Origin of the sequence: Pseudosulfitobacter pseudonitzschiae, from assembly GCF_002222635.1 — a bacterium.
GTDB classification, from domain to species: Bacteria; Pseudomonadota; Alphaproteobacteria; order Rhodobacterales; family Rhodobacteraceae; genus Pseudosulfitobacter; species Pseudosulfitobacter pseudonitzschiae_A.
Genome location: NZ_CP022415.1, coordinates 1,324,536 through 1,349,372, shown reverse-complemented (window position 1 = coordinate 1,349,372; position 24,837 = coordinate 1,324,536). Strand labels below are relative to the sequence as shown.

At 60.8% G+C, this 24,837-nt stretch carries 25 protein-coding genes and 2 pseudogenes; 15 read left to right on the top strand and 12 right to left on the bottom strand.

Going from position 1 to position 24,837, the window contains the following annotated elements; all coding sequences use genetic code 11:
- Positions 1-21 precede the first annotated feature (21 nt).
- Positions 22-309: a hypothetical protein gene (locus tag SULPSESMR1_RS25215; RefSeq protein WP_089420085.1), complete on the top strand. Its 288-nt coding sequence runs from the start codon at positions 22-24 to the stop codon at positions 307-309.
- Here SULPSESMR1_RS25215 and SULPSESMR1_RS06495 read toward each other — a convergent pair.
- From SULPSESMR1_RS06495 to SULPSESMR1_RS06485, 3 genes are read right to left on the bottom strand one after another with little or no spacing between them, the layout of a single operon-like run.
- Complete coding sequence (locus SULPSESMR1_RS06495) at positions 250-657, bottom strand: DUF1499 domain-containing protein (protein WP_345889494.1); 408 nt, start codon at positions 655-657, stop codon at positions 250-252. The genes SULPSESMR1_RS25215 and SULPSESMR1_RS06495 overlap by 60 nt on opposite strands.
- Before the next feature lie 57 nt (positions 658-714).
- Positions 715-1,662, bottom strand: coding sequence for an agmatinase (gene speB / locus SULPSESMR1_RS06490; protein WP_089420084.1), 948 nt, complete (start codon positions 1,660-1,662; stop codon positions 715-717).
- On the bottom strand, positions 1,662-2,837 hold the full coding sequence (locus tag SULPSESMR1_RS06485) for a M20 aminoacylase family protein (protein ID WP_089420083.1): 1,176 nt from the start codon (positions 2,835-2,837) through the stop codon (positions 1,662-1,664). Before SULPSESMR1_RS06485 ends, speB begins: the two co-directional genes overlap by 1 nt.
- Positions 2,838-2,912: 75 nt before the next feature.
- Here SULPSESMR1_RS06485 and mazG point away from each other — a divergent pair, with 75 nt between their 5' ends.
- A complete protein-coding gene (mazG, locus tag SULPSESMR1_RS06480) occupies positions 2,913-3,734 on the top strand; it encodes a nucleoside triphosphate pyrophosphohydrolase (protein WP_089422187.1) in 822 nt (273 codons plus the stop codon).
- A 15-nt stretch (positions 3,735-3,749) separates the two neighbouring features.
- Here the strand turns inward: mazG and SULPSESMR1_RS06475 are convergent, their stop codons facing one another.
- Positions 3,750-4,694 (bottom strand): hypothetical protein, encoded by a 945-nt coding sequence (locus tag SULPSESMR1_RS06475; RefSeq protein ID WP_157728976.1) that lies wholly within the window; start codon positions 4,692-4,694, stop codon positions 3,750-3,752.
- Positions 4,695-4,761: 67 nt separating this feature from the next.
- Here SULPSESMR1_RS06475 and SULPSESMR1_RS06470 point away from each other — a divergent pair, with 67 nt between their 5' ends.
- Genes SULPSESMR1_RS06470 through SULPSESMR1_RS06460 form a run of 3 tightly spaced genes read left to right on the top strand, consistent with a single transcriptional unit; the run spans position 4,762 to position 7,626 of the window.
- Positions 4,762-5,730 (top strand): nucleoside hydrolase, encoded by a 969-nt coding sequence (locus SULPSESMR1_RS06470; protein WP_089422186.1) that lies wholly within the window; start codon positions 4,762-4,764, stop codon positions 5,728-5,730.
- Positions 5,727-6,176: a GNAT family N-acetyltransferase gene (locus SULPSESMR1_RS06465; protein WP_089420081.1), complete on the top strand. Its 450-nt coding sequence runs from the start codon at positions 5,727-5,729 to the stop codon at positions 6,174-6,176. The genes SULPSESMR1_RS06470 and SULPSESMR1_RS06465 overlap by 4 nt, the downstream gene beginning before the upstream one ends.
- Before the next feature lie 31 nt (positions 6,177-6,207).
- Positions 6,208-7,626: a protein adenylyltransferase SelO gene (locus SULPSESMR1_RS06460; RefSeq protein WP_089420080.1), complete on the top strand. Its 1,419-nt coding sequence runs from the start codon at positions 6,208-6,210 to the stop codon at positions 7,624-7,626.
- A gap of 74 nt (positions 7,627-7,700) precedes the next feature.
- On the opposite strand, the gene SULPSESMR1_RS06455 is transcribed toward SULPSESMR1_RS06460, so the two are convergent.
- Positions 7,701-8,576: a DMT family transporter gene (locus SULPSESMR1_RS06455; protein WP_089420079.1), complete on the bottom strand. Its 876-nt coding sequence runs from the start codon at positions 8,574-8,576 to the stop codon at positions 7,701-7,703.
- 141 nt (positions 8,577-8,717) lie between these two features.
- A complete protein-coding gene (locus SULPSESMR1_RS06450; protein ID WP_089420078.1) occupies positions 8,718-10,034 on the bottom strand; it encodes a DEAD/DEAH box helicase in 1,317 nt (438 codons plus the stop codon).
- A gap of 367 nt (positions 10,035-10,401) precedes the next feature.
- Here SULPSESMR1_RS06450 and SULPSESMR1_RS06445 point away from each other — a divergent pair, with 367 nt between their 5' ends.
- The 5 genes from SULPSESMR1_RS06445 (at position 10,402) to SULPSESMR1_RS06425 (ending at position 14,505) form a co-directional block, all read left to right on the top strand.
- A complete protein-coding gene (locus tag SULPSESMR1_RS06445) occupies positions 10,402-10,812 on the top strand; it encodes a Fur family transcriptional regulator (protein ID WP_089420077.1) in 411 nt (136 codons plus the stop codon).
- Positions 10,813-10,906: 94 nt separating this feature from the next.
- Positions 10,907-11,608, top strand: coding sequence for an NYN domain-containing protein (locus SULPSESMR1_RS06440; RefSeq protein WP_089420076.1), 702 nt, complete (start codon positions 10,907-10,909; stop codon positions 11,606-11,608).
- 160 nt (positions 11,609-11,768) lie between these two features.
- Positions 11,769-12,722 carry a DMT family transporter gene (locus SULPSESMR1_RS06435; protein ID WP_089420075.1) on the top strand — a complete coding sequence of 318 codons (954 nt, stop codon included), beginning with the start codon at positions 11,769-11,771 and terminating at the stop codon, positions 12,720-12,722.
- Complete coding sequence (gene eno / locus SULPSESMR1_RS06430) at positions 12,719-13,993, top strand: phosphopyruvate hydratase (protein ID WP_089420074.1); 1,275 nt, start codon at positions 12,719-12,721, stop codon at positions 13,991-13,993. The genes SULPSESMR1_RS06435 and eno overlap by 4 nt, the downstream gene beginning before the upstream one ends.
- The gene (locus SULPSESMR1_RS06425) at positions 13,993-14,505 is read left to right on the top strand and encodes a GNAT family N-acetyltransferase (protein ID WP_089420073.1); all 513 of its coding nucleotides are present in this window, start codon (positions 13,993-13,995) and stop codon (positions 14,503-14,505) included. The genes eno and SULPSESMR1_RS06425 overlap by 1 nt, the downstream gene beginning before the upstream one ends.
- 10 nt (positions 14,506-14,515) lie before the next feature.
- Here SULPSESMR1_RS06425 and SULPSESMR1_RS06420 read toward each other — a convergent pair whose 3' ends face one another.
- Together SULPSESMR1_RS06420 and SULPSESMR1_RS06415 are read right to left on the bottom strand one after the other, a co-directional pair.
- Positions 14,516-16,306: a sensor histidine kinase gene (locus SULPSESMR1_RS06420; RefSeq protein ID WP_089420072.1), complete on the bottom strand. Its 1,791-nt coding sequence runs from the start codon at positions 16,304-16,306 to the stop codon at positions 14,516-14,518.
- 244 nt (positions 16,307-16,550) lie between these two features.
- Positions 16,551-17,636, bottom strand: a complete 1,086-nt coding sequence (locus tag SULPSESMR1_RS06415) for an NAD(P)/FAD-dependent oxidoreductase (protein ID WP_089420071.1) — start codon at positions 17,634-17,636, stop codon at positions 16,551-16,553.
- Between the two features lie 45 nt (positions 17,637-17,681).
- Between SULPSESMR1_RS06415 and SULPSESMR1_RS06410 the strand changes: the two genes are divergently transcribed.
- A complete protein-coding gene (locus tag SULPSESMR1_RS06410; RefSeq protein ID WP_089420070.1) occupies positions 17,682-18,104 on the top strand; it encodes a cupin domain-containing protein in 423 nt (140 codons plus the stop codon).
- On the opposite strand, the gene SULPSESMR1_RS06405 is transcribed toward SULPSESMR1_RS06410, so the two are convergent.
- On the bottom strand, positions 18,101-19,207 hold the full coding sequence (locus SULPSESMR1_RS06405) for an anhydro-N-acetylmuramic acid kinase (protein WP_089420069.1): 1,107 nt from the start codon (positions 19,205-19,207) through the stop codon (positions 18,101-18,103). The two genes, SULPSESMR1_RS06410 and SULPSESMR1_RS06405, sit on opposite strands and share 4 nt — an antisense overlap.
- 66 nt (positions 19,208-19,273) lie before the next feature.
- On the opposite strand from SULPSESMR1_RS06405, the gene tyrS reads away from it, so the two are divergent.
- Positions 19,274-20,527: a tyrosine--tRNA ligase gene (gene tyrS, locus SULPSESMR1_RS06400; RefSeq protein WP_089420068.1), complete on the top strand. Its 1,254-nt coding sequence runs from the start codon at positions 19,274-19,276 to the stop codon at positions 20,525-20,527.
- Here the strand turns inward: tyrS and SULPSESMR1_RS25715 are convergent.
- Complete coding sequence (locus tag SULPSESMR1_RS25715) at positions 20,524-20,655, bottom strand: hypothetical protein (RefSeq protein WP_275888345.1); 132 nt, start codon at positions 20,653-20,655, stop codon at positions 20,524-20,526. The two genes, tyrS and SULPSESMR1_RS25715, sit on opposite strands and share 4 nt — an antisense overlap.
- A 45-nt stretch (positions 20,656-20,700) precedes the next feature.
- Between SULPSESMR1_RS25715 and SULPSESMR1_RS06395 the strand changes: the two genes are divergently transcribed.
- The 3 genes and pseudogenes from SULPSESMR1_RS06395 to SULPSESMR1_RS25945 all read left to right on the top strand — a co-directional run.
- Positions 20,701-21,576 (top strand): GNAT family N-acetyltransferase, encoded by an 876-nt coding sequence (locus SULPSESMR1_RS06395; protein WP_089420067.1) that lies wholly within the window; start codon positions 20,701-20,703, stop codon positions 21,574-21,576.
- 30 nt (positions 21,577-21,606) lie between these two features.
- Positions 21,607-21,720 (top strand): annotated as a pseudogene (locus SULPSESMR1_RS25950) (maltose acetyltransferase domain-containing protein); the annotation flags it as partial.
- A gap of 282 nt (positions 21,721-22,002) precedes the next feature.
- Positions 22,003-22,143 (top strand): annotated as a pseudogene (locus tag SULPSESMR1_RS25945) (DapH/DapD/GlmU-related protein); the annotation flags it as partial.
- Positions 22,144-22,148: 5 nt separating this feature from the next.
- Here SULPSESMR1_RS25945 and SULPSESMR1_RS06385 read toward each other — a convergent pair.
- Both SULPSESMR1_RS06385 and SULPSESMR1_RS06380 read right to left on the bottom strand, forming a co-directional pair.
- Positions 22,149-23,960 carry an ABC-F family ATP-binding cassette domain-containing protein gene (locus tag SULPSESMR1_RS06385; RefSeq protein WP_089420065.1) on the bottom strand — a complete coding sequence of 604 codons (1,812 nt, stop codon included), beginning with the start codon at positions 23,958-23,960 and terminating at the stop codon, positions 22,149-22,151.
- A gap of 130 nt (positions 23,961-24,090) precedes the next feature.
- Entirely contained in the window at positions 24,091-24,813 is a 723-nt protein-coding gene (locus SULPSESMR1_RS06380) for a GNAT family N-acetyltransferase (RefSeq protein WP_089420064.1), read from the bottom strand.
- Between the last annotated feature and the right edge of the window lie 24 nt (positions 24,814-24,837).

The window sequence follows — 24,837 nt, the reverse complement described above, 5'->3', positions numbered from 1 at the left end:
GACAGGTGGTAGACTGATGTCATGATACGCGCGACTGCTCTTGTTCTGGCTCTTGCCACACCTGTCTTCGGGGATGTCAAAGCACCGGGGGGCAAGACGATTGACTGCTATTGTACCGACACATCCGGCGCGCGGATCGAACTGGGCGAGACCATCTGTCTGCAGGTGGACGGGCGCATGTTCATGGCCCAATGCCAGATGTCGCTGAACGTACCGATGTGGCGCGAGGTGCAACAGGGGTGCCTCAACTCATCTTTGAACAGTGGCGATCAACCCCTTCAATCTGTTGGCATTTACCCCAAAATCTGACCTGCCAAACCGCGCCCGTGCCAACATGCGCACCTGCCCGTCGGCCTGTTCGATCGTGGTATAGTCGGGAAAGCCGACCGTGGCTGTGCGCGTCACATAGGTAATACGCCCCTCGGCCACCGATCCCGCCAGCACCTGCGTTCGCGGCAAATCCTGCACCGCCGCATCCAGCCGCGCCAGCAGCCCGTCGGTTGCGGGCAGCACCCGCACCGCCCCGTTGTCAAAATCCTTGTCCTGTGCTGCCGTCACTGGCTGATTCCACCGTGAAGGGTCCGAGGGTGCCAGCCGCACATAGGCAACCGCCGCCACAGCCGCGATCACCACCAGCATCAAAATCCAAAATATCACACGCACCCATCCTCTTTTCCGGTTCAAAATTTGGCTCCCGCGACGCGTCCTACCCCGTTAACGATATGCAACGCCCGGCAGAATACACAGTAGTTCGAACAGGATATTCGCCGCTGTCAGCGCTGTATTGCCTGAAGTGTCGTAGGGCGGGCTGACCTCGACCAGATCGCAGCCCACAATGTTCAATCCGCGCAGGCCACGGATCAGTTGCAACGCCTGCGGCGTGGTCAGCCCGCCAATTTCTGGCGTACCGGTGCCGGGCGCATAGGCCGGATCCAGACTGTCGATGTCATAGGTGATATAGACCGGTGCATCACCGATATCGCGGCGGATTTCGGCACCCAACGTGTCCAGCGGGCGGTGCCACAGCTCGGACGCCTGCCATTGCTGAAAGCCCCAGCCTTGCGCCTCGGTAAAGTCGGTGGCCGCATACCCAGTGCCGCGCAGACCCACCTGATAGACCTTCTGCGGGATGATCAGCTCCTCTTCATAGGCGCGGCGGAACACCGTGCCGTGGGTCTCGCGCATTCCGAACATTTCGTCGTTCACATCAGCATGGGCATCCACATGCACCAATGCCACGGGGCCATGACGTTTGGCGATGGCACGCAGGATCGGCAGGGTGATCGAATGATCACCCCCGATGGCTACGGGCATCACGTCATACTTTAGGATCGCGTCGTAACTCTCTGCAATAATACGCAAACTTTCAGACAGAGAAAATGTGTTAATCGCCAGATCACCGATGTCAGCCACTTGCAGGCTGTCAAAAGGCGCAGCACCCGTCTGGATGTTATAGGGTCGGATCATCGCGCTTTCCGATCGCACCTGTTTTGGCCCGAACCGTGTGCCCGACCGCCACGAGGTGCCGATGTCCATCGGCACTCCCAACACGCAGACGTCCAGCCCCTTCAGGTCGTTGACCGAGGGCAGCCGCATAAACGTGTTCGGGCCTGAAAAACGGGCCAGATCATTGCCGCTTACAGGTTGGTTTTTCGCATTCATCAGGCAGTGCCTCCGCTGACCGGTTGCGCAGTCTCGACCAGACGGGCAAAGAACGACGCGCCCACGGGGGCTGCGGCATCGTTAAAGTTGTATTCAGGGTGGTGCAGGCCCGCGCCCTCACCGATCCCCATGAAAAAATAGGCACCAGGACGTGCTTCGAGCATATAGGCGAAATCCTCGGCGCCCATGTTGGCGGGGCTGTCCACATCCACAGCAGCATCGCCCGACACATCGCGCGCGGCACGGGCGGCGCGTTCGACACCGCGTGCATGATTGACCATCGGGGGATAGCCGCGCACGAAATCAACTGTAGCATCAAGACCAAAGCTGGCCGCCTGCCCTGCGACGATCTCTTTCATGCGCCGTTCGGCCAGATCACGTATCTCGGGCGTGAATGTGCGCACTGTGCCGTTCAGATAGGCCGTTTCGGGGATCACGTTGTCGATTGTGCCGGTGTGGATTTGCGTAACCGAGATCACCAATTGCTGGCCTGCGTCGATATTACGGCTGACAATTGTTTGCAGCGCCTGCGTGATCGAGGCTGCACAAACCACCGGATCAACCGAATCCTGCGGCTGTGCCCCGTGGCCGCCGCGCCCTGTCAGATGAATGTGAAACGTATCCGCCGCCGCCAGCAGCGGACCCGTGCGCGCGTGAAAGGTACCCTTGTCAAAGCCGGGCACATTATGGATGCCGTAGACTTCACCGATGTCAAAAGTGTCCATGATCCCTTCTTGCACCATCGCCTCGGCGCCGCCGGTCGCTTCTTCGTCGGGCTGAAAGATCAAAGCGACGCGGCCGGCAAAATTGCGCGTCTCGGCCAGATATTTTGCCGCACCCAACAGCATCGTTGTGTGCCCGTCATGGCCACAGGCGTGCATCCGCCCCTCATGGGTGCTGGCATAGGGCAGCCCCGTCGCCTCGGTGATCGGCAGCCCGTCCATATCGGCACGCAGACCGATGGTCGGCCCCGCGCCCTGACCGTTGATGATCGCCACGATGCCGGTTTCGGCAAAACCTTCGTGAATCTCGTCCACGCCAAACTCGCGCAGCCGGTCCACCACAAAGGCGGCGGTCTTGTGACAGGCGCGCCCCAGTTCGGGAATGGTGTGCAGGTATTGTCTCCATTCGGCCATTTGTGGTGCAAAATCTGCGATACGGTTGACGATGGCCATTGGGTGGACTCCTTGGATAATTTGCGGCTTGGTGCATCTGACACCGAAGTACTGCGGGCTGCAATGGGGGCTGAAATGACCAACGATCTGATCCACGACCAATCTGCGGGGATCGAGCGTTTGCTGGAAATCATGCGCCGCCTGCGCGACCCCGAAACGGGCTGTCCGTGGGACATCGAACAGACCTTTGACAGCATCGCGCCCTATACCATCGAAGAAGCATATGAAGTGGCCGACGCCATTGCGCGGCGCGACTGGCCCGAACTTGAGGGCGAATTGGGCGATCTGCTGCTGCAATCAGTCTATCATACCGCAATGGGCGAAGAAGACGGGCATTTCACCTTTCAAACGGTGGTGCGCAACATCAGCAACAAGATGGTCGCCCGGCATCCGCATGTGTTTGGTGACGAAAGCCGCGACAAATCCGCCGAACAACAGACACAGGACTGGGAGGCGATCAAGGCCGCAGAGCGCGCAGGCAAGGCACAGCGCGGCACGCTGGACGGGGTGGCAATCGGCCTGCCTGCCCTGATGCGGGCGGTCAAGCTGCAAAAACGGGCAGCGCGCGTGGGGTTCGACTGGCCCACGACCGATCAGGTGATCGACAAGATCACCGAAGAGGCGGCAGAACTGGTCGAGGCACGCGAAACGCTGAGCCATGACGAAGTTACCGAAGAATTTGGCGATCTGCTGTTCGTGATGGCCAATCTGGGCCGTCATCTGGGTGTCGATCCGGAAGAAGCGTTAAGGGCGGCAAATGCCAAGTTTACGCGCCGGTTCGAGGGGGTCGAACGTCGGCTGGCCGAGTTGGGCAAATCGCCAGACCAAAGCGATCTGGCGGAAATGGATGCGCTTTGGGATGCCCAAAAGGCTGCCGAAAGGGCACAAAAGCCCTAAGGCTGGCAACTGTCCTCAGGCCAACGTCACCCCGTCCATCGCGTCAATCCGCGACAGATCATCCGCATAGCGCTGGGTCAGCGCCGTCACTTCTGCCTCGGAAAACGCGGCAAAACCATGATCCGTGCGGTCATTCGCATGATCTGCAATCACGGCCTTCCACTGCGCGCGCTCCAATTCCTCGCCCGCGCGATAGCGCCTCTGAAGCGCCACCAGCGCGGCGTCGGTCGCGCTCAGGTTCACCAGTTGCTGCGGCTCTTGCAGGGGCAGATCCGCCAGCCCCGGCACCAGCATCTGCAAGGCTTCGACGCTACTGCCGCGCCGCGCATAGGGCACCACGATCAACTGGGCGGGCTGTAAAATATCGCGCATTGCGCCCACAATCCCGGGCCAACCGCGTTCCATCGCCATAAATTGGGGCCGCAAATCGTTGAAATCATCCACCTTGTTGTCCTCGGCCCGCTTGCGAAACCCCGAGACATACAACTGGTCATAGGGCCGCAAGACGAACAGCACACGCGCCACACGCCCCTTCAGTCCCTCCTTGAGCGCCATCAGGCGCGCCTCGCAGGCGGGGTAAAACTGCGCTTTGGAAAAGTGGAGCATCCGGCCCGGAATATTCTCTTCCGACAGGATCAGAGGGCGGGTTGGGTCCGGGCTGTGCTGGGTCACGGCCTCTTGTACACGCCCCGCAAACCGTTCCGTACCGCCCTGCTTGTGGCGCGGCGCAGGCAGCCGCAAGCCCAGGGTGCCGGTCGGGATACCATCACGCCCAGGATAGGCCAGATCGTAGCCTGCCCCTGTCAACGCATTGCGGTTTTCATGCAGGCACATCTGGAACGACGAGGTGCCGGTCCGGTGCGCCCCAGCATGCAGGAAAAAGGGTTTTTCATCAGCCATATGACAGCGATAAGCTTCCGATGTGCCCTTGCGCAAGGCTCCGCCTGCGCCACTGGACATCGCCGCCCCCAATTGCGACTGTCGCGCAACGCCGCTTGCCGGATATTTTCAAGACCAAGGACCCGAAATGACGCCCCCAAAAACCGGCCCCGATTACACCCCGCGCAAAATCATCATCGACACCGATCCCGGACAAGACGATGCCGTTGCGATCCTGCTGGCACTGGGCAGCCCCGGCGAAATCGAAGTTCTGGGCATCACCGCCGTCGCGGGCAATGTCCCACTTGCGTTGACCCAAAAGAACGCGCGGATCGTCTGCGAACTGGCCGGACGACCCGACATCCCCGTCTATGCGGGCTGCGACCGGCCACTGGGCCGCCCGCTGGTCACTGCCGAGCATGTGCATGGCAAAACAGGTCTGGACGGCCCGTCGCTGCCCGATCCAACCATGCCCCTGCAAGAGCAACATGCGGTCGATTATATGATCGACACCATTCGCGCCCATGATGCGGGCACCATCACCCTGTGCCCGCTTGGCCCGCTGACCAACATCGCCACCGCCCTGCAACGCGCGCCCGGTATTGCGGAAAAGGTCCAGCAGATCGTGCTCATGGGCGGTGCCTATTTCGAAGTGGGCAACATCACCCCCACCGCCGAATTCAACATTTATGTCGATCCACAAGCCGCTGATATTGTGTTTAAATCTGGCATAGATATCGTGATGATGCCGCTGGATGTGACACACAAGGCACTGGTCACCTCGGCGCGCAACGACGCCTTTCGTGCCCTTGGCACACCCGTGGGAATCGCCGTGGCGCAGATGACCGAATTTTTCGAACGCTTCGACAAGGAAAAATATGGCAGCGCCGGTGCTCCCCTGCATGATCCATGCGTGACGGCCTATCTGATCCGCCCTGAACTGTTTTCGGGCCGTCATGTGAACGTCGAAATCGAAACCGCGTCGGAGCTGACCCTTGGCATGACCGTGGCCGACTGGTGGCGCGTGACCGACCGCGCCCCCAATGCCACCTTTATCGGCGATCTGGACGCGGACGGATTCTTTGCCCTGTTGACGGAACGGATTGCCCGACTATGAGCGCCGCCCTCACCCTTGCCACACCCGACCATCTTGCGGCATTGCTGGCGCTGGTCGAGCGTTTTCACGGCGAAGAAGGCATCACCAGCACCGCCGACAGCCGTCAGGCTGGCGTCGCCCCGCTGCTGGATGGCATCCCGCATGGTGCCGCCTATCTGATCGGCCCGCCGCGTGCGCCTATCGGCTATATCATCGTGTGCTTCGGCTGGTCGGTCGAATTCGGCGGGATGGAGGGTTTTGTGGACGAGCTTTACATCCGCCCCGGTGTGCGCGGGCGCGGCGTGGCCACCGAAGTTCTGATGGCCCTGCCCCGCGCATTGGGTGCCGCTGGCCTCAAGGCGCTGCATCTGGAGGTGTCTGCCCAGAACGACACCGCGCAACGGCTTTATAAACGCGCCGCCTTCCAGATGCGCGACGGCTATCACCTGATGACACGGATGCTCTAGAATCCCGGCCAAGACGGCTTATGTAACTCATATGACTTTGCACATTCCCTTCGATAATACCTACGCCACCCTGCCTGCGGGATTTTACACCGCACAGCCGCCCACAGCGGTTAAAGCGCCGGAACTGCTGGCTTTCAACGCGCCTCTCGCGGCCCTGCTGGGCATCAACGCGACCGATCCGGCGGATATTGCGACCGTCTTTGCAGGCAACACTGTCCCCGACGGTGCCGCCCCGCTGGCACAGCTTTATGCGGGTCACCAGTTCGGCAACTTCAATCCGCAGCTTGGCGACGGCCGCGCATTGCTGCTGGGCGAGGTGATCGACCAAAGCGGCACCCGCCGCGACATCCAGCTTAAGGGGTCGGGCCCCACACCCTATTCGCGCATGGGCGACGGGCGCGCGTGGCTTGGCCCCGTGCTGCGTGAATATGTGGTCTCCGAGGCGATGCACGCCCTTGGCATCCCCACCACCCGCGCATTGGCCGCCGTTGCCAGCGGAGAACCGATCTGGCGCGAACAGGGCGCATTGCCCGGCGCGGTGCTGACCCGTGTGGCCGCCAGCCATCTGCGTGTGGGCACCTTTCAGGTCTTTGCCCACCGTGGTCAGGTCGAAGACCTCAAAACGCTCACCGATTACGCCATCGCCCGTCATTACCCGCAGGCAGACGGGCCGATGGGTCTGCTGGCGGCGGTCTGCGCCGCACAGGCCGAACTGGTCGCGGCATGGATGGCCGTGGGCTTTATCCACGGCGTGATGAACACCGACAACTGCGCCATCTCCGGCGAAACCATTGATTACGGCCCCTGCGCGTTCATGGATGCCTATGACGAGGCCCGCGTGTTCTCGTCCATCGACCAACAAGGCCGCTATGCTTTTGGCAACCAGCCGCGCATCGCGGTGTGGAACTGCGCACAGTTGGCCACCGCATTAATCCGCCAGATGGACGACATGGACGCCGCTGTCGAGGACGCTACGGCCATTGTCCACGCAATGCCCGGCCAGCTTCAGGCCGCTTGGTTGAAACGTTTTGGCGCAAAACTGGGGCTGTCGACCCCCACGCCCGAAGACCAACCGCTGATCGAAGACCTGCTGGCGCTGATGCAAACGGATGGAGCGGATTTTACCAACACGTTCGCCGCCCTTGGCACCGACACGGCACAGGACCAGTTCACCGACCGCGCCGCCTTTGCGGCATGGAACGCCCGCTGGCAGGCCCGCACCGCGTCCGAGCCCGAAGCCGGTGCCCTCATGGCGCGCACCAACCAGCGCATCATCCCGCGAAATCACCGGATGGAGCAAATGATCGAAGCGGCTGTGGCCGGTGACATGGCACCCTTCCAGCGCGAGATCGCGGCGCTTGCCACCCCCTTCGATCCTGCATCAGACCCCGATCTGATGCGTCCGCCAACCACACAGGAAATCGTGCCTGCAACCTTTTGCGGCACCTGATCCTTCATCTTGCCAGATAAACTCCGGGGGGCGGCCAAAGGCCGAGGGGCTGGCCCCCGAACCCGACAATCGCATTACTTGCGGTTGATCAGGAATATCCCTGCGGCCACCAGTCCAAGGGCGGCCCAAATCGTCCAGCCCACATGCTCGCCCAGCAACAGCCAGCCCAAAATCACCGCGAACACCGGTGACAGAAAGCTGAACGATGCCACCGAGGACGCGGGGTAAATCGACATCAGCCAGAACCAGGCGAGAAAGCCGAAGCTTGCCACCGCGATGATCTGGAACGCCAGCCCCCACAGGTGGATGGGCTGCACATCTCGCAACAGATCGCCAAAGAACGGCGCTGCCAGCAGCAACAAGGGTGCCGAGATAAGAAGCTGCCACAGCAACTGCTGTTCAGGCGGCACACGAGCAAGCGGGGTCACACGCACACACAGCGCAATCGCCGCCCAGCAGATCGCCGCGAACAGGGCCAGCAAATCGCCCAGTAAAGACGCCTGCCCGTTGCTGCGATCCAGCAGCGCCAGCGCAACCCCCGCCATTGCCAGAACCAGCCCGATCACGCGCACCCCGTTCAGCCGCTCGGCGGGCAACAGAAAATGCGCCGACAGGGCCAACCAAACCGGCATCGAATAGAATATGATCGAAACGCGCCCCACGGTCGTCAGGTCCAGCGCGATGAAAAGGCACATGAATTCAACAGCAAACAACAGCCCCGACGCAGCGCCGCCCAGGATACTGCTGCGCGGCAGGGTAAAGGACACGCCGCGCGCCTTCATCCACGCGACCAACACCACCGCGCCCCCGACTGACCGCAGACCGGCCAGAAAAACCGGATCAAAGCCGCCGTTGGTGACCTTGACCACCACCTGATTAAAGGCCAGATTCAGTGCAAAAAGCACCAGTGCGACCGCACCGAATGTGTCGATATATGTCTTGCGTTCCATGCCCGCCACCAAGGGCTGCGGGCGGCACAAAGTCAATCGTGCCGCTGCGGCGCGAAGGGTCTGTGATCAACCTACGCGTTACCCGCAAAAAAATGTCCGACCCCTCGGGACCGGACATCTTGTTATGTGTTCAGGGCCGGATCAGGCCGCTTGCGACCCACCCGGTTTGCCACCGCCGCCACCGCGACGCCGGCGACGCGGGCCACCGCTTGCAGGTGTGCCGCCGCCGGGGGCACCGCCACCGGGACGACCACCGCCGCCGCCGCGACGACGACCGCCACCGGGTTTCCCGCCGGATTTGCCACCCTTGGCAGGCAGATCGACCGATTCCCATGCGCGGCCCGTTGCGATCGGGATTTTCACACCCATCGTTTTCTGGATGTCGCGCAGTTGGTCAATCTCGTCGGGGGCGCAGAACGCCACCGCAGCGCCGTCCTTGCCCGCGCGCGCGGTCCGGCCGATGCGGTGCACATAGCTGTCGGGCACGTTGGGCAGTTCATAGTTATAGACGTGTTTCACATCCGGAATATCCAGACCACGGGCCGCCACATCTGTGGCCACCAGCACTTTGATCTCGCCCGATTTGAACGCGGCGATGGCGCGGTCGCGCTGGCCCTGACTTTTGTTGCCGTGGATGGCTCCTGCGGCAAAGCCTGCCTTGTCCAGCATCCGGCTGAGTTTTTCCATACCGTGTTTGGTACGGCCAAAAACCAGCGCACGTTCGTCGCGGTGCTTGTCCAGCAGTTCCATCAGGAATTTGGATTTCTCGGCCTTGGCGATAAAGTGGACCTCTTGGGTCACCTTGTCCGCCGCTTTGCCCGGAGGGTTCACTTCGATGCGGATCGGGCTGTTGAGATAGCTGTTGGCGATTTCGTTCATCAGCTTGGGCATGGTGGCCGAGAACAGCATCGTCTGGCGTTCCTTGGGCAGCACCGACGCGATTTTGCGCAGATCGTGGATAAAGCCCATGTCCAGCATCTGGTCGGCTTCGTCCAGCACAAGGAACGTGGTTTCACGCAAATCCACCGCGCGGCGGTCCATCAGGTCCAGCAACCGGCCCGGAGTGGCGACCAGCAGGTCAACACCACGTTCCAGACGCTTGATTTGCGGGTTGATCGACATGCCGCCGACAACCATCTGCGCCTTGAGGGGTGTGCCTTCACAGAAACCTTTGAGGTTTTCCATGATCTGGTTGGCCAGCTCGCGCGTCGGGGCCAACACCAGACCGCGCACGGTGCGCGGGTTCGGGCGGCCCTGCATTTGCAACATCTGCGCCACCAGCGGCACGCCAAAGGCCGCCGTTTTGCCTGTACCGGTCTGGGCCAGACCCATCACGTCGCGCCCGTTCAGGGCATGCGGGATGGCTTGTCTTTGAATCGGCGTCGGGTCTTTCAGACCCATTTCCGCCAGCTTTTTGACCAGCTGTTCAGGCAGGTCCATCATATCGAAATCGCTCATGTCATATCCTTGGCCGCACGCAAAGTGCGCGCGGCATCACATTGAGGTTGAGCAACCGGAAAATCAGCGAACGCAGGCCACATGCCAACGCCCCGTCCGGTCGCGTTGCCCCATGCGTGATATCGGGAACAGATGGGCGTCCGCTGGTCCTGACCTCGCCTTATCCCAAGGTCCGGTCGGCGGGTGTGATCCCGCTCTTTCCTGTCTCTGCTCACGCGGCAGACGGTAACGCCTGATGCGCACATGGACGTTTGTCAGGGATAAGTCAACCTTTGCCTCTGGTCCCTTTGGTCAAACATAGTTAAACCAAGGTCCGAATTGCGCCCATTTCACGCCGCCCAAAGCCCGCACCATCCCGGAGACCACCATGAGCCAGCCGATCATCGCCCGTTGTGAGACAAAAGGCCTGCGGGTGACTGGCCAGCGCCGCGTGATCGCGCAAGTGCTGCAAGACAGCGATGACCATCCTGATGTCGAAGAGCTTTATGCCCGCGCCTCGGCCATTGATGCGGGTATTTCCATTGCCACGGTTTACCGCACGGTCAAACTGTTCGAAGAGGCCGGAATTCTGGACAAGCTGGAGTTTGGCGACGGGCGCGCACGTTATGAAGATGCCGAACGGGATCACCATGACCATCTGATCGACATGCAGTCGGGCGAGGTGATCGAATTTGTCGATGACGAGATCGAAGCCCTGCAAGAGCGGATTGCCGCCAAGCTGGGATATGAACTGCGCGGTCACCGGCTAGAGCTTTACGGCGTACCGCTAAAGAAATAGGCCATGCCTGCACAAGAGATGCCTGCACAGGTGATGTGCCGTTAACTCACAGGCTGCTAGAACACTGCCAGCCACCACGCGAATTGGACCCATTATGCCCGTTGACCGCGACCGCCCGCTTCTTGCCGTGTTGATCGACGCCGACAATGTTCCGGCCAAACACGCCACCGCCATCCTGCGCGAAGTCACATCCATCGGTGAACCCGCCCTGCGCCGCGTTTACGGCGACTGGTCGTCGGGCCGTCTTCGGAACTGGTCAGAGCATGTGTTGTCGCTGGGGCTGGTGGCGCATCAGGAAACTGCGAATACATCCGGCAAGAACGCCAGCGACATCGGTCTGGTAATCGACGCGATGGACATTTTGCACACCCGCCGCTTTGACGGCTTTGTGCTGGTGTCATCCGACAGTGACTTTACCTCGCTGGCCAACCGCCTGCGCGAGGACGGGCTGACCGTCATCGGCATCGGCGAGAAAAAGACACCTGAGGCGCTGCGCAATGTGTGCAACCGGTTCATCTTTATCGAAAACCTTGGCCCCACCAGCGATGGCCCTGCCCCCGCCCTGCGCGAAAAATCGCGCGATGCCCTGCCCCTGATCGAAGCTGCAATGGAAAAGATCGAACGCGAGGACGAATGGTATTCGCTGGGCCAGATCGGGCAAACCATCCAGTCGTCGCACCCCGATTTCGACACGCGCAGCTATGGCCATTCAAAGCTGAGCGCGCTGGTGCGCGAGATCACCGAGATCGAAACACGCAAGGACGGCAACCAACTGATGATCCGTCTTCAGGCCTGAGGGCGCGCGCCACCTGATTGGACAACCACCTGATCGGGATGCCGTCGCGTCCCGATCCTTTCACGGATCAGCGCGAACAATCTGACCCTGGCTTTTTTGCGCCTTGCAACTGCGCCGGAATATCCCCATCCCGACGACAACACAGGAATGGGGTCTGAGGATGGACAATTTACGCGGCGCGTTGATCATGGTTCTGGCGATGCTGGGGTTTGCCATTGAAGACAGCTTTATCAAGCTGTTGTCCGAGGATTTGCCGGTTGGTCAGATTATGGGCTTGCTGGGAATCGGCGGGGCTTCCGTCTTTGCCGTGCTGGTGCGCGCGCAGGAGCGCGAGCTGTTTCCGCGTGCGGCGCTGTCCGGTCCTGTGCTGCTGCGCAATGCGGGCGAATTGCTCGGCACGCTGGGCTTTATCACGGCCATCGCGCTGATCCCGCTGTCAACCGCCTCGGCAATTTTGCAAGCGACCCCGCTGGTGGTCACGCTGGGCGCGGCGCTGTTTCTGGGCGATCCGGTGGGCTGGCGGCGTTGGACCGCGATCCTTGTGGGCTTTGCCGGTGTGATGCTGGTGATCCGTCCGGGGTTGGACGGATTTGACATATTGTCGTTGTTTGCATTGCAGGGGGTTATCGGTCTGGCCATCCGCGATCTGGCAACGCGGCGTGTGCCTGCGACAACCTCGTCCATGCAGTTGAGTTTTCTGGCGTTTCTGACTTTGGTTCCCACCGGCGTGGTCCTGCTGGTGGTCAGCGGCACGCCTTTGGTCCGGCCCGAACCGTTACACTGGCTGCTGATGGGGGGCGCTGTGCTGTTCGGGGTTTTCTCGTACTACGGGATCGTGGCCGCCATGCGCGTGGGCGAGATCAGTTTTGTCACGCCCTTCCGCTATTCGCGGCTGGTTTTTGCATTGATCATCAGCATCTTTGCCTTTTCCGAAAGCGTGGATACGCTGACCTATGTGGGGGCGGCGATTATTGTGGCATCGGGCATCTACACCGTCTGGCGCGAACGCAGGATAGGGCGCAAAACCACAGCGGGGCCGATCACCCCCCTTCCCCTGCGCATCGACCCAAGTTATGACCCTGCCAAGCCCAGCACAAAGGACATTTCCCAATGAGCACCATTATCGACATTCACGCCCGCGAAATCCTCGACAGCCGTGGCAACCCCACCGTCGAAGTCGACGTGATACTGGAAGACGGCACAATGGGCCGCGCAGCCGTGCCATCGGGCGCATCCACTGGCGCCTATGAAGCGGTTGAAAAGCGCGATGGCGACAAGTCGCGCTATATGGGCAAGGGCGTGCTGGAAGCCTGCGCCGCTGTCAACGGCGAGATCGCCGAGGCACTGGTGGGCATTGACGCGACGGAGCAGGTCGAGATCGACGCCATCATGATCGAACTGGACGGCACCGACAACAAAAGCCGTCTGGGCGCCAATGCCATTCTGGGCGTATCGCTGGCTACGGCCAAAGCGGCGGCAGACTATTGTTCGCAGCCTTTGTACCGCTATGTGGGCGGCACCTCGGCGCGGGTTCTGCCGGTGCCGATGATGAACATCATCAACGGCGGCGAACATGCCGACAACCCGATCGACATTCAGGAATTCATGATTATGCCGGTGTCGGCCACCAGCATCCGCGACGCGGTGCGTATGGGGTCCGAAGTGTTCCACACCCTGAAAAAAGAGCTGTCCGCCGTCGGCCTGTCCACCGGCATCGGCGACGAAGGCGGCTTTGCCCCCAACATCAGCTCGTCGCGCGACGCGCTGGATTTCATTCTGAAATCCATTGAGAAAGCAGGCTACAAACCCGGCGAGGATATCTATCTGGCGCTGGATTGTGCCGCGACCGAATATTACTGCGATGGCAAATACGAACTGTCGGGCGAAGGCAAGTCGCTGACATCGGATGAAAATGTGGCCTATCTGGCGGCGCTGGTGAACGACTATCCGATCATCTCGATCGAAGACGGCATGTCCGAAGATGACTGGGACGGCTGGAAAACCCTGACCGAAGTGCTGGGCGACAAGGTGCAGCTGGTTGGCGACGATCTGTTCGTGACCAACCCTGTGCGTTTGGCCGACGGCATCGGGCGCGGCTGCGCCAATTCGATGCTGGTCAAGGTCAACCAGATCGGCACCCTGACCGAAACGCTAAAGGCGGTCGATATGGCACACCGTGCGGGATACACCAACGTGATGTCCCACCGCTCGGGCGAGACCGAGGATGCGACCATTGCTGACCTCGCCGTCGCGACCAACTGCGGCCAGATCAAGACCGGCTCGCTGGCGCGGTCCGACCGGCTGGCGAAATACAACCAGCTGATCCGCATCGAAGAAGCGCTGGGCGAAACCGCAGAATTCGCGGGCCGCAGCATCCTGCGCTGATGCCGCTGACCATCCGCCCCATCCGGTTTCCAGAGGACGCAGAGGCGCTGGCGCGCCTTTGCTGGGGTTATCGCGATCTGCTGGCGGCGCGTTGCGCCGCGACGCCGGCGATTGTGAACGCCTATTATTCCGAAGACAGCTATGCCGCGCTGATCGACGATCTGCCGCGCATCCATGCCCGTCCTGCGGGAGATATACTGCTGGCCGAACTGGATGGCCTGGCTGTGGGATGCGCGATGTACTACCCGTTGGACCTGCCCACCACCTGCGAGATCAAGCGCGTCTTTGTCGAAGACAGCGCGCGCGGGCATGGTGCAGGCAAGGCGCTGATGCGGGACGCAATGCAGCGCGCCCGCGCAGATGGTTACGACCGCATGGTGCTGGACACAATGTATCTGCTGACCGAAGCGATTGCGCTGTACGAGGCGCTTGGCTTTGCACCTTGCCCGCCGTTCTACACGCCCGAACCGGTCTTTGCACCGATCCTGCGCTTTTACGACCACCCGCTTTAGACAGAATAGCTCAGCTTGACGCCATGTGATGCACAGGGATCAAGATCGTAAACGTCGACCCCATGCCCAACTCGCTGACATAGTGGATGCTGCCGCCGTGGCGCAGCATCAGTTGTTTGGAAATGTGCATGCCCAGACCGCTGCCATAGACCTTTTTTGTGTCGGTCGCGTCAACTTGGGTAAAGCGGCCAAACACCGTTTCCTCGGATCCCGGAGGAATGCCCGCGCCCGTGTCCTTTACGACGACATAGGCCATGCCCGCATCGGCATAGAGGTTCACATCGACATAAGCGTTGGCGTGCGAAAACTTCATCGCGTTGGACAGAACATTCACGATCACCTGCCGCAAGCGGTCGGCATCGGCCCAGACCTGTACATCACCCACCTGTTTTTTGTACAGGATCTTGATGTTCTTTTCGGGTTGAAAGGTTTCCATTCCGTCAACCGCGTCCGACACAATTTCTTCCAGATCGCAGGCATCGAATTTCAACTGGAAGTCAGGGCTTTCCAGTCTTTGCGTCTCCAGCAGGTCATTGACCAGCTTGGCCAGTGTCGTCGCGCTCTTGGTGGCAAGCTCGATCAACCGGTCTGCCTGCTCTGCCGAAGTGTTCGCACGGTTGCGCGACAACAGTTGAAGCGACCCGTTGATCACTGTCAGCGGTGTGCGCAATTCGTGGCTGACTGTTGACATGAACTGCGCTTGCATCCGTTCCGAAGTGATCGCCCGCTCTGCCGCAATCTTCTGGATCGTGACATCAACAAAGGACACCGCCCATCCTAGCAGTCTTTGCCCCTTGCCCAAGGAAATCCGGTAGACGCGCGGCACGAAATGGCGCCCGCCGTTTTCCACCTCGAGCGTGTCGGGTAATTCTTGCTGGGAAATCAAGGTGTCGAAAACGCGGCCCAGCCCCGCGATGTCTGACAGAGTGTCCTTGGCAGCCCCCTGATCGCGCATCAGATCTTTTGCGGACTGGTTCGTTTCCATCAGCGTGCCGTTCACATCCAAGACAAAAATCATCTCGCGCGAGTTGTAGTACAGCAAATCCCGCGCGATGGCGTTCATGTCCACCCAACGGTTGTCGATGATGATCCACGCCACCAAGCTGATCGAAAATGCGAAAGACAAAGGCGTGGGATCAACGCCAAAAACCATAAACCCAAAGATATTGTAAGCGATACTGAAGGCAATCGGGATTGCGGTGACAAACAGTATCCTCTTGAAAAAGCCTTTGACCGCAGGATTAGCAGCCCTGACTGCCCGCAGCGAGATCACGCAGCTGGCCAGAATGATCGTGTAAAGGAAAGAGATCGCCACAAAGAAAATCGGGCCGTGATCATAGAGGACAAAAGAAGTGTTTCCCGTGTCCACCAGCCGCGTTTCCGGCCCGTAAAGCAGCCCGTGCACCGGATTGGTAAATGCCACCAACAAGATAAACAGCGGATGGAACACCGTGCCCAATATCATCGTCGCGCGGCCAACCGTTTTGGCCAGCGCATATTCGTACAAAAAGAACGCCCACGCCGTCGGCACCATCACGATGGCAGGCCAAGCCAGTTTTGCCCAAGTCACTTTGCAATGCTCGGTCTGACCAGACAGCTCCATCCCGATCGAGACCAGCCACCACAACATCGCAAGGGTGGTCAGGATAAACCACTTGTGCCCCGGTAATCCGTTGTGACCACGCGCCCACAGGATCACCATGCCCACAACCACAGCTGTCGCACCGACAAGCTGGACAGCGGGCAGGTTCAGACCAACAGTAACACACTGGGAAAATGTGCTAAAAATACCGCGTTCCAATGTCGAATTTCATTAAACCCATCCTTGAAACAGCGCTACCAACCAAGGAGAACTCTCCTGTTTCGTAAATTAATATGGGTGCCCGCACTCTACAACCAATAACTGATTAGAACGCCACAGAATCCCGCGTTAGGAGAAAATCGAGGCAGCTTTCCCTTGGCACCCAAAAGGACCGCTCTTCCCGTTTCTGATCATGGATCAACCATGACACTGCCACTGCGTTCCGACAAAATTATGACCGAAGCTATAGTTGAAACCGCTGTGGCCGGTAGGGTCCGACCAGATCGTTTTGATGGTTGGTCAACGGCTGGTCCAGCACGCCCGCCGCCACCAGTTCCCCCGCCAGCGGGGCCAGTGTGATCCCCGAATGCATCACCGCCATATGTAGCCCCGCAGGCCCGCACGGCCCCATCACCGGCAGCCCGTCTTGCGGCACGGGGCGCATGGCTTGGGTCACTTGTTCCCATCGCAGGGCCACTTCGGGCAGCAGCGCCTGCAATCGCGCCATCGCGGCGTCGGCCAACAGATCGGGGCGTTCGGTGATACGCTCGACGTTGTCGGACTGGTGGTTGGCCGAGGTTGGCGCAATGATGTGGCCCGTGGCATCCTGCCGGAATTCCTGACCGGGGGCCGCCATCACATGCGACAACACAGGAGCCACCGGCGCACTGCGCAGCAACAGGCCGGGCCGCGACAACATCGGCAGCGCCACCCCCACAGTGTCCAGCAATCTCGTGCTGCCGGTGCCACCGCAGACCACCACACGATCTGCCGGAATCACTCCCTGCTCGACGTGTACACCGCTGACCGCGTCGCCCTGCGTCGCGATGCCCAGTACGTTTACGCCCAGCATCACCTGCGCCCCCAATGCCGTGGCCGCATTGATCAGCGCCTGAGCCAGCAGCGCGGTTTCGGCCACGCCTTCGGCGTCAAAGGCCAAGGCACGCTCGGGCGGGTTGGCCACATGCGGCTCGCACGCGGCGAATTCTGCGCGGTCGATGATCTGAACATCGTAGCCCAAAGTCTCGAGGTTCGCCGCCTGTGCCTCAAGCGCGCTGCCTTTCTCTTCCCAACACAAACATCCCGTCCAACGCACCGGCTCCAGATCCATCTGCTCTGCCAGCCGGTGATAGGCTGCCATGCTTTCGGACCGCAGCCGAAAATGCGCCTCATCCGCGTGAAAACTGGCGTTGATCCAGCCAAAAGATCGGCCAGTTGCACCTGCGGCCACACCGACACCATCCAGAACCGTGACCTGTGCACCTCCAAGAGCCAGCCGGTATGCCACCGACGCACCAATCACACCTGCCCCGACAACGATAACTTTCATGGATCACCTCTTGGCCCTGTTCGCCGCGCAACCTAAACAGATAGCATGACACCGCAAGACATCATCGCCCGCCTGAACCTGTTCCCCCACCCCGAAGGCGGCCACTATCGCCAGACATGGGTGGCCGATGGCGCGGGCAGACCCAGTGGCACCTGCATCTATTTCCTGCTGCAAGCTGGCGAGACCAGCCATTGGCACCGGGTCGATGCCACGGAAATCTGGCTGTACCATGCGGGCGCGCCGCTGGAATTGCGCCTGTCAGCAACCGACGAAGGCCCCGCCCTGACACATCTGCTGACGCCGGACCTGAACGCAGGCGCACCGCAAATCATCGTGCCACAAGACCACTGGCAATCGGCGCGCAGCACTGGCGGGCACACGCTGGTGTCCTGCACAGTCTCGCCGGGGTTCCGATTCGAGGGATTCACCCTTGCCCCACCGGAATTCGACATTCCGGACGCGCGCTAGGCCGGAAAACTCAACGTGCCGCCTGCCACCGCTGCGCGCACGCCGGTTGTGCCGGGACAAGAGGTCGGCAACCGCCGCGCCACGCGCACGGCCAGATAGGCAAAAGCCTGTGCTTCCAGCATATCGCCATCAAGGCCGACGTCCTCGACAGGGCGCACCGGACAGTCCAGCGACACAGACAGCATCTGCATCAACACGGGATTCTTGCGCCCGCCACCCGTCACCAGCACCTCGCCGGGTGCTTGCGGGCAGTGATGCATCGCCTCGGCCACACCGGCGGCGGCCATCGCGGTCAGGGTGGCGGCTGCATCGGCATCGGACAGCTCGCCCACCAGCGCGATCATTTCCGAAAAATCGTTCCGGTCCAGAGATTTTGGTGGAATACGCGCAAAATAAGGTTCGGCCAGAAACAGCTCCAACGCACCGCTGGCCACATCGCCTTTGCGGGCAACCTTGCCACCTTCGTCAAAGCTTTGCCCCAGACGCACCTGCATCAGGTCGTTCAGCGGCGCGTTGGCGGGGCCGGTGTCAAAGGCCAGCAAAGCGCCGGGCATATCCGGCGCATCAAAACGCGGATCGACAAAGCTGATGTTGCCAACGCCGCCAAGGTTCAAAAAGGCCACCGGCGCGTCGCGGTTCAGATACTTCGCACAGGCAAAGTGGAAGAACGGCGCCAGCGGTGCGCCCTCGCCGCCCATTTCCACGTCGGCGCTGCGAAAATCCCAAACCACCGGCACGCCCAAAGCCTGTGCCAATGCGCCGCCATCCCCCACTTGCAAGGTGCCGCGTGTACGGGGGGCATGGGCCAGCGTCTGGCCATGAAAGCCCACCAGTTCCACGTCGCTGTAGTCTGCCAATGCTTCGGCATGTGCGGCCTGAATCACCTGCGTCGCCGCCGCGACCTCGGGGCCGTCCCAGCGGCCCAACGCCGCTGCAATCACCCGCTGTTCCGCGTCCGAATAGGGGCGGTATCCGCTTTCGCCAAAGCGCAGGATCGACACGCCATCGGTTTCGATCACCGCCGCATCCACCCCGTCCAGCGAGGTGCCGCTCATCGCTCCAAGTGCCCGTATTGGCACGCCTGCCTGCCTGACCTTGTTCATCGGTCTTTTCCTTTGCCCTTTTGGCCCCTATAGAGTGCCCCGCACAGATGTCATAGGACAAGTCACATGTCGTACAAACCCCGTTCCGAATTTCTCAATGTCATGCAACAGCGCGGCTTTGTCGCCGACTGCACCGACTATCAAGGGCTGGATGATGCTCTGATGAGCGGAACACGCGCCGCATATATCGGGTTTGATGCGACGGCCAAATCGCTGCACGTCGGTTCGCTGATCCAGATCATGATGCTGCGCTGGTTCCAAAAGACCGGTCACCAGCCGATCACGCTGATGGGCGGAGGCACCACCAAAGTGGGTGATCCGTCGTTCCGTGCGGACGAACGTCCGCTGCTGGGGCCAAAGCAGATTGACGAGAACATCGCTGGCATCCGCAAGGTCTTTGCCGCCTACATCGACTATGACAACGGCGCGGATAATACCGCGATGATGTTGAACAATGCCGAATGGCTGGACGGGCTGAACTATCTTGATTTCCTGCGCGACATCGGGCGGCATTTCTCGATCAACCGGATGTTGTCCTTTGAAAGCGTCAAGTCGCGGCTGGACCGCGAGCAATCTCTGTCGTTCCTTGAATTCAACTACATGATCCTGCAAGCCTATGATTTTATGGAACTTCACCGCCGTTACGGTTGCGTTTTGCAAATGGGTGGCAGCGACCAGTGGGGCAATATCGTCAACGGCATCGACCTGACCCGCCGCGTGATCGACGGCGAGGTTTACGGGCTGACATCGCCACTGCTGACCACCAGCGACGGCAAGAAGATGGGCAAAACCGCCGGTGGCGCTGTCTGGCTGAACGGTGACATGCTGTCGCCCTATGAATTCTGGCAGTTCTGGCGCAACACCAACGATGCCGATGTGGGCCGTTTCCTGAAGCTGTACACCGAGCTGCCCGTCGACGAATGCGACCGTCTGGGCGCGCTGGAGGGGGCCGAGATCAATGCCGCCAAAGCGTTGCTGGCGACCGAAGTGACAACCCTGCTGCACGGGACCGAGGCCGCCAAAGCTGCCGCAGACACCGCCCGCGAAGTCTTTGAAAAAGGCGGCGTTGGCGATGACCTGCCCACGCTGACCCTGACGCACGAAGAGCTGGGCGATGGCATGTCCATCGTGCAGTTGATCGTCAAATCGGGCCTTGCGGGATCGGGCAAAGAGGCCAAACGCCTGATTGCGGAAAACGGCGCCCGTCTGGACGACGCGCCACTGACCGATGCGGGCCTGATGATTGACGCGGGCGCGCTTGCGTCACCGATCAAGCTGAGTGCGGGCAAGAAACGGCACGCCTTGGTGCAACTGGGCTAGAACACCAGCGTATCCACGGCGGTCAGAATCACAAAGGTCGGGATCGACAAACCCGCCGCCAGTAAAATGGCGGCGGTGCGTGTCATACGCGGTGCGCTGGCGGTGATACCGTAGACTGATTTTTTCATGACGCTATTAATCACGCCTTAAGTTTCCATGCGGTTAATAGCGGTATGTTTGATTGCACACCGCCCATCGCCCCTGCACCGCTGATCCAAAGTGCCGCGTTCGAGGCCGCCTTGCGCGCCTGTGGCGAGGCGCCTGTGCGGCTGGACTGCGGCACTCTGATGCTGCGCCGCAAGCTGTGGGGCGTGCCAGTTGCGATGCTGCCACGTGCGCCAATGACAGATCCGGCAAGAACGCTGGCGCATGCGCGCGACCTGACCCGTGGCCCGGTGCTGGTATCGCCGCTGACGCCGCTGGCCCTGTCGGTCCACGGTGCGCTGCCAATGGTCAGCCCGGCATCACAGGCGTTAATCTCTTTGCAGACTGACACAGGGGCCATGCGTGCCGCCCTGCACGGGAAATGGCGCAACCGTTTGAAACACGGCGAAAAAGCGGGGCTTCGGGTGCAATGCCACCCGCTGCCACGGCGCAGCGATCATTGGCTTTTGCATGCCGATGCGGCCCAACAACGTGAACGCGGATACCGTTCGGTGCCGGTTCCCCTGACCTTGGGATACGCCGCCACCACACCCCGCGCCGCCATACTCTTCGAGGCGTTTCAGGGGCCCGATCCCGTCGCCGCCCTGCTGATCCTGCGCCACGGCGCAACGGCCACCTATCACATCGGCCATACCACCCATGCGGGGCGCGCTGTCTCTGCCCATACGTTGCTGATGTGGACCGCCATGTGCTGGTGCGCGGATCACGGCCACCACTGGCTGGATCTGGGTTTGATCCAGACCGGAACCGCCGCTGGTCTGGCCCGCTTTAAACTGGGCACCGGCGCGCATGTCAGGTCGCTGGGTGGCACATGGCTGCATTGGCCGCCCTTGCGCGCCCTGCGCGGACTGGCGTGGCTGGACCGTAAAACGATGTTCCCTTGACGTACGACGACACACCTATCAAATACGCGAATGCTTACAGAACGCGAAAAAATGGCTGCGGGCGACTGGTACAGTTGTATTGATGCCGAATTGGAAATCCTGCGCACCGCCGCGTCTGATGCCTGCCACGCCCATAACAACCTGCCCCCGTCCCGCCGCCGCCCGCTCAGCGCGCCCCTGCGCGCGTTGTTCGCAAGTCACGGAGAAGACTGCATGATCGAGGGGCAGTTTCACTGTTCCTACGGGTGCAACATCAGCTTGGGCTCTTACGTCTATCTGAATGTCGGCTGCGTGATTCTTGACAGCGCGCAGGTGCGGATCGGAGATCACACCATGATCGGGCCGAACACGCAGATTCTTTGCGCGGACCATCACCGCAATTTCGAAAAGCGTCGCCAGGCGCTGGAGCGCGCCCTGCCCGTCACCATTGGCGCGGACGTCTGGATTGGGGCGGCGGCGCTGATTCTGCCCGGTGTCACCATCGGCGACGGCGCCATCATCGGCGCAGGCAGTGTGGTCACCCGTGATGTGGCGCCGGGCGCGGTCGTTACCGGAAATCCGGCAAGACCGCATTAGACTTCGGCTTTTTCTTCCAGCGCCAGCCATTCTTCTTCGGCTTCCTGCAGCTTTTCATGCCGCGCCACCAGCGCATCGGTGGCCTTTTGGAACTTCACAGGCTCGCGGGTGAACAAGTCCGGATCGCTCATCAGCTCTTCCAGCTTGGCAATCTCGGCCTCCAGCCGTGCGATTTCCTTGGGCAGAACGTCAAGACGGTGCTTTTCGGTAAAGCTAAGACCGGATTTCGCAGGGGTTGCCGCATCAGTCTGACGCGCCGCCGACTGCTTTGATTTCACAACACTTTCCGCAAAATCATCCTGATCGCGCTGCGCCATGTAATCAGTCCAGCCGCCAGCATAGACCGTGGCCTTGCCCTTGCCTTCCAGCGCGATGGTGGTCACCGCCACACGGTCCAGAAAGTCGCGGTCGTGGCTGACCAGCAGCACGGTGCCGTCATATTGGCCCAGCAAATCCTGCAACAGATCCAGCGTTTCCACGTCCAGGTCATTGGTTGGTTCGTCCAGCACCAGCATGTTGCTGGGCTTGGCCATGATCTTGGCCAGCAAAAGCCGCGCCTTTTCACCTCCCGAAAGCGAACGCACAGGTGCTCGCGCCTGCGCCTCGTCGAACAGGAATTCCTTGAGGTAGCCGACAACGTGTTTTGGCATGCCGCGCACCATGACCTGATCGGCCTTGCCACTGACGCGCATATCGGGGTCGCCGGTCAGCGAATCCCACAGGCTCATGTCAGGGTCCAACTGGGCACGCGCCTGATCGAACAGGGCAATTTCCAGATTGGTCCCCAGCTTGATCGTGCCGCTGTCCGGTGTTTCCTTGCCGATCAGCATGTTCAGCAGGGTGGTCTTGCCCACGCCGTTGGGGCCGACCAGCGCGATCCTGTCGCCGCGCATCACGGTAATATCGAACGGGTTCAAAATGACCTTGTCACCGTAAACCTTTGTAATGCCTTCCGCTTCGATCACCTTGCGGCCGGATTTTGGCCCCGCATCCAGCGCCATTGCCGCGGCACCCTGCCGACCGATTTGCGCCGCCCGCTCGGCGCGCAATTCGCCCAAGGCACGCACGCGGCCCTGATTGCGCTTGCGCCGTGCGCTGATTCCCTCGACCGCCCACCGGGCCTCGGCCTTGATCTTGCGGTTCAGCTTGTGGCGCTGCATGTCCTCGTCTTCCCAGACCTTGTCGCGCCATTCCTCGAAGTGGCCAAAGCCCTTCTCCTGGCGGCGCACAACGCCACGGTCGATCCACATGGTTGCCCGCGTCAACGCGCGCAGAAATGCACGGTCGTGGCTGATGATCATGAAACCGGCGCGGGTTTGCTTCAGCTCGTTTTCCAACCAGCCGATGGCCTCGATGTCCAGATGGTTCGTGGGCTCGTCCAACAGCATCAGTTCGGGTTCTTCAGCCATCAGCCGCGCCAGCGCCGCGCGCCGTCGCTCTCCGCCGGATGCCGTCTCGACGGGGCGTGCCGGATCAAACTTCAGACCTTCGCCTGCGCGCTCGACCTTGTACAGCTCACCTTCGTCCAGCGTTGCAGATGCAAAGTCGCCCAAAGTGGCATAGCCCGACAAATCCGGATCCTGCTCCATATAGCCGACGGTCACACCGGGGCCTGCGATGACTTCGCCCTTGTCGGGTTCCACCAGTCCGCCGGCAACCTTCATCAGTGTCGATTTGCCCGATCCGTTGCGCCCCACCAGCGCCAGACGGTCGCCGGGTTGCACAATCATCGACAGGTTCTCGAACACCGGATCGCCTCCGAAGGTCAGAGAAATTTCATTCAGTTGCAAAAGGGGTATACGTGCCATGGCAGCCAGCTATATCCACGCCGTGTCGCGGTCAACGGGCTGTGCGCGTGGCGCACAAAATAACTGCGCCCTAACTTCATCTTGCGAGATAAACTCCGGGGAGCCCGAGGGGCTGGCCCCTCGGCACGTCCTAACCGGCGACAGACCGCAGCAGTTTTTTCCGCGCCGGTGGAATCGCCCCGATCTCGACACCGGTAAACACATGCAGCGTGTTCATCTGCCGGTCCACCACCGCATGATCGCTGACCCAGCCGCCCATCAGCAGATATGTCTTGAGCAAAGGCGGCATCCGCAGCATCGCCTTTTTCAGGTCCGGTTTACGCCGCAGCTTGGCGGCAAAACGGAACACATCCGGCGCCTTGACCCTTGGCAGCCAGCGTTTCGGCGCCAGGTGCCGCGCCTTCAGCACTGCGAAGGCATCCAGATACTCTTCTGTTTCGGTGCCTGCAAAGGACGAACAGCCAAACAACATCTCTACGCCTTCGCGGTCGACATAGGCCGTCATCGCCCCCCACGCCACGCGCAGCACATCCGGATCGTGGCAGTCGGGATGCACGCAAAAGCGACCCATTTCGACCATCTTGCCTTCAAAGGACGCAAGCCCGCTGAGTTCATAATATTGGGCGGAATAACTGCGCGAAATCTCGGGTCCGGTCAGCGGCAGCATACGAAAACAGGCAACCAACCGGTCGGTTGCGACCTCGTGAATCAGGATGTGGGTACACAATGCGTCAAATGTGTCGGCATCGGCGTCCTTGCCAAAGCAAAGCGCACGCAGGGCTTGCGCCTGCGCAACCGGTGCGTCTCCGGTTGCGGCGCTGGCAGCATATCGGCCACGGTGCAATGAAATCATACAAGCCTCCACATATCGTGGCGG

Coding starts and splice junctions, on each gene's coding strand:
- mazG (WP_089422187.1), top strand. CDS start 2,913: ATGACCAACGATCTGATCCACGACCAATCTGCGGGGATCGAGCGTTTG.
- SULPSESMR1_RS06485 (WP_089420083.1), bottom strand. CDS start 2,837: ATGGCCATCGTCAACCGTATCGCAGATTTTGCACCACAAATGGCCGAA.
- SULPSESMR1_RS06440 (WP_089420076.1), top strand. CDS start 10,907: ATGCCCGTTGACCGCGACCGCCCGCTTCTTGCCGTGTTGATCGACGCC.
- SULPSESMR1_RS06415 (WP_089420071.1), bottom strand. CDS start 17,636: ATGAAAGTTATCGTTGTCGGGGCAGGTGTGATTGGTGCGTCGGTGGCA.
- SULPSESMR1_RS06475 (WP_157728976.1), bottom strand. CDS start 4,694: ATGTCCAGTGGCGCAGGCGGAGCCTTGCGCAAGGGCACATCGGAAGCT.
- SULPSESMR1_RS06460 (WP_089420080.1), top strand. CDS start 6,208: ATGACTTTGCACATTCCCTTCGATAATACCTACGCCACCCTGCCTGCG.
- SULPSESMR1_RS06445 (WP_089420077.1), top strand. CDS start 10,402: ATGAGCCAGCCGATCATCGCCCGTTGTGAGACAAAAGGCCTGCGGGTG.
- SULPSESMR1_RS06450 (WP_089420078.1), bottom strand. CDS start 10,034: ATGAGCGATTTCGATATGATGGACCTGCCTGAACAGCTGGTCAAAAAG.
- SULPSESMR1_RS06385 (WP_089420065.1), bottom strand. CDS start 23,960: ATGGCACGTATACCCCTTTTGCAACTGAATGAAATTTCTCTGACCTTC.
- SULPSESMR1_RS25215 (WP_089420085.1), top strand. CDS start 22: ATGATACGCGCGACTGCTCTTGTTCTGGCTCTTGCCACACCTGTCTTC.
- tyrS (WP_089420068.1), top strand. CDS start 19,274: ATGTCGTACAAACCCCGTTCCGAATTTCTCAATGTCATGCAACAGCGC.
- eno (WP_089420074.1), top strand. CDS start 12,719: ATGAGCACCATTATCGACATTCACGCCCGCGAAATCCTCGACAGCCGT.
- SULPSESMR1_RS06425 (WP_089420073.1), top strand. CDS start 13,993: ATGCCGCTGACCATCCGCCCCATCCGGTTTCCAGAGGACGCAGAGGCG.
- SULPSESMR1_RS06405 (WP_089420069.1), bottom strand. CDS start 19,207: ATGAACAAGGTCAGGCAGGCAGGCGTGCCAATACGGGCACTTGGAGCG.
- SULPSESMR1_RS06380 (WP_089420064.1), bottom strand. CDS start 24,813: ATGATTTCATTGCACCGTGGCCGATATGCTGCCAGCGCCGCAACCGGA.
- SULPSESMR1_RS06410 (WP_089420070.1), top strand. CDS start 17,682: ATGACACCGCAAGACATCATCGCCCGCCTGAACCTGTTCCCCCACCCC.
- SULPSESMR1_RS06470 (WP_089422186.1), top strand. CDS start 4,762: ATGACGCCCCCAAAAACCGGCCCCGATTACACCCCGCGCAAAATCATC.
- speB (WP_089420084.1), bottom strand. CDS start 1,662: ATGAATGCGAAAAACCAACCTGTAAGCGGCAATGATCTGGCCCGTTTT.
- SULPSESMR1_RS06395 (WP_089420067.1), top strand. CDS start 20,701: ATGTTTGATTGCACACCGCCCATCGCCCCTGCACCGCTGATCCAAAGT.
- SULPSESMR1_RS06455 (WP_089420079.1), bottom strand. CDS start 8,576: ATGGAACGCAAGACATATATCGACACATTCGGTGCGGTCGCACTGGTG.
- SULPSESMR1_RS06465 (WP_089420081.1), top strand. CDS start 5,727: ATGAGCGCCGCCCTCACCCTTGCCACACCCGACCATCTTGCGGCATTG.
- SULPSESMR1_RS25715 (WP_275888345.1), bottom strand. CDS start 20,655: ATGAAAAAATCAGTCTACGGTATCACCGCCAGCGCACCGCGTATGACA.
- SULPSESMR1_RS06435 (WP_089420075.1), top strand. CDS start 11,769: ATGGACAATTTACGCGGCGCGTTGATCATGGTTCTGGCGATGCTGGGG.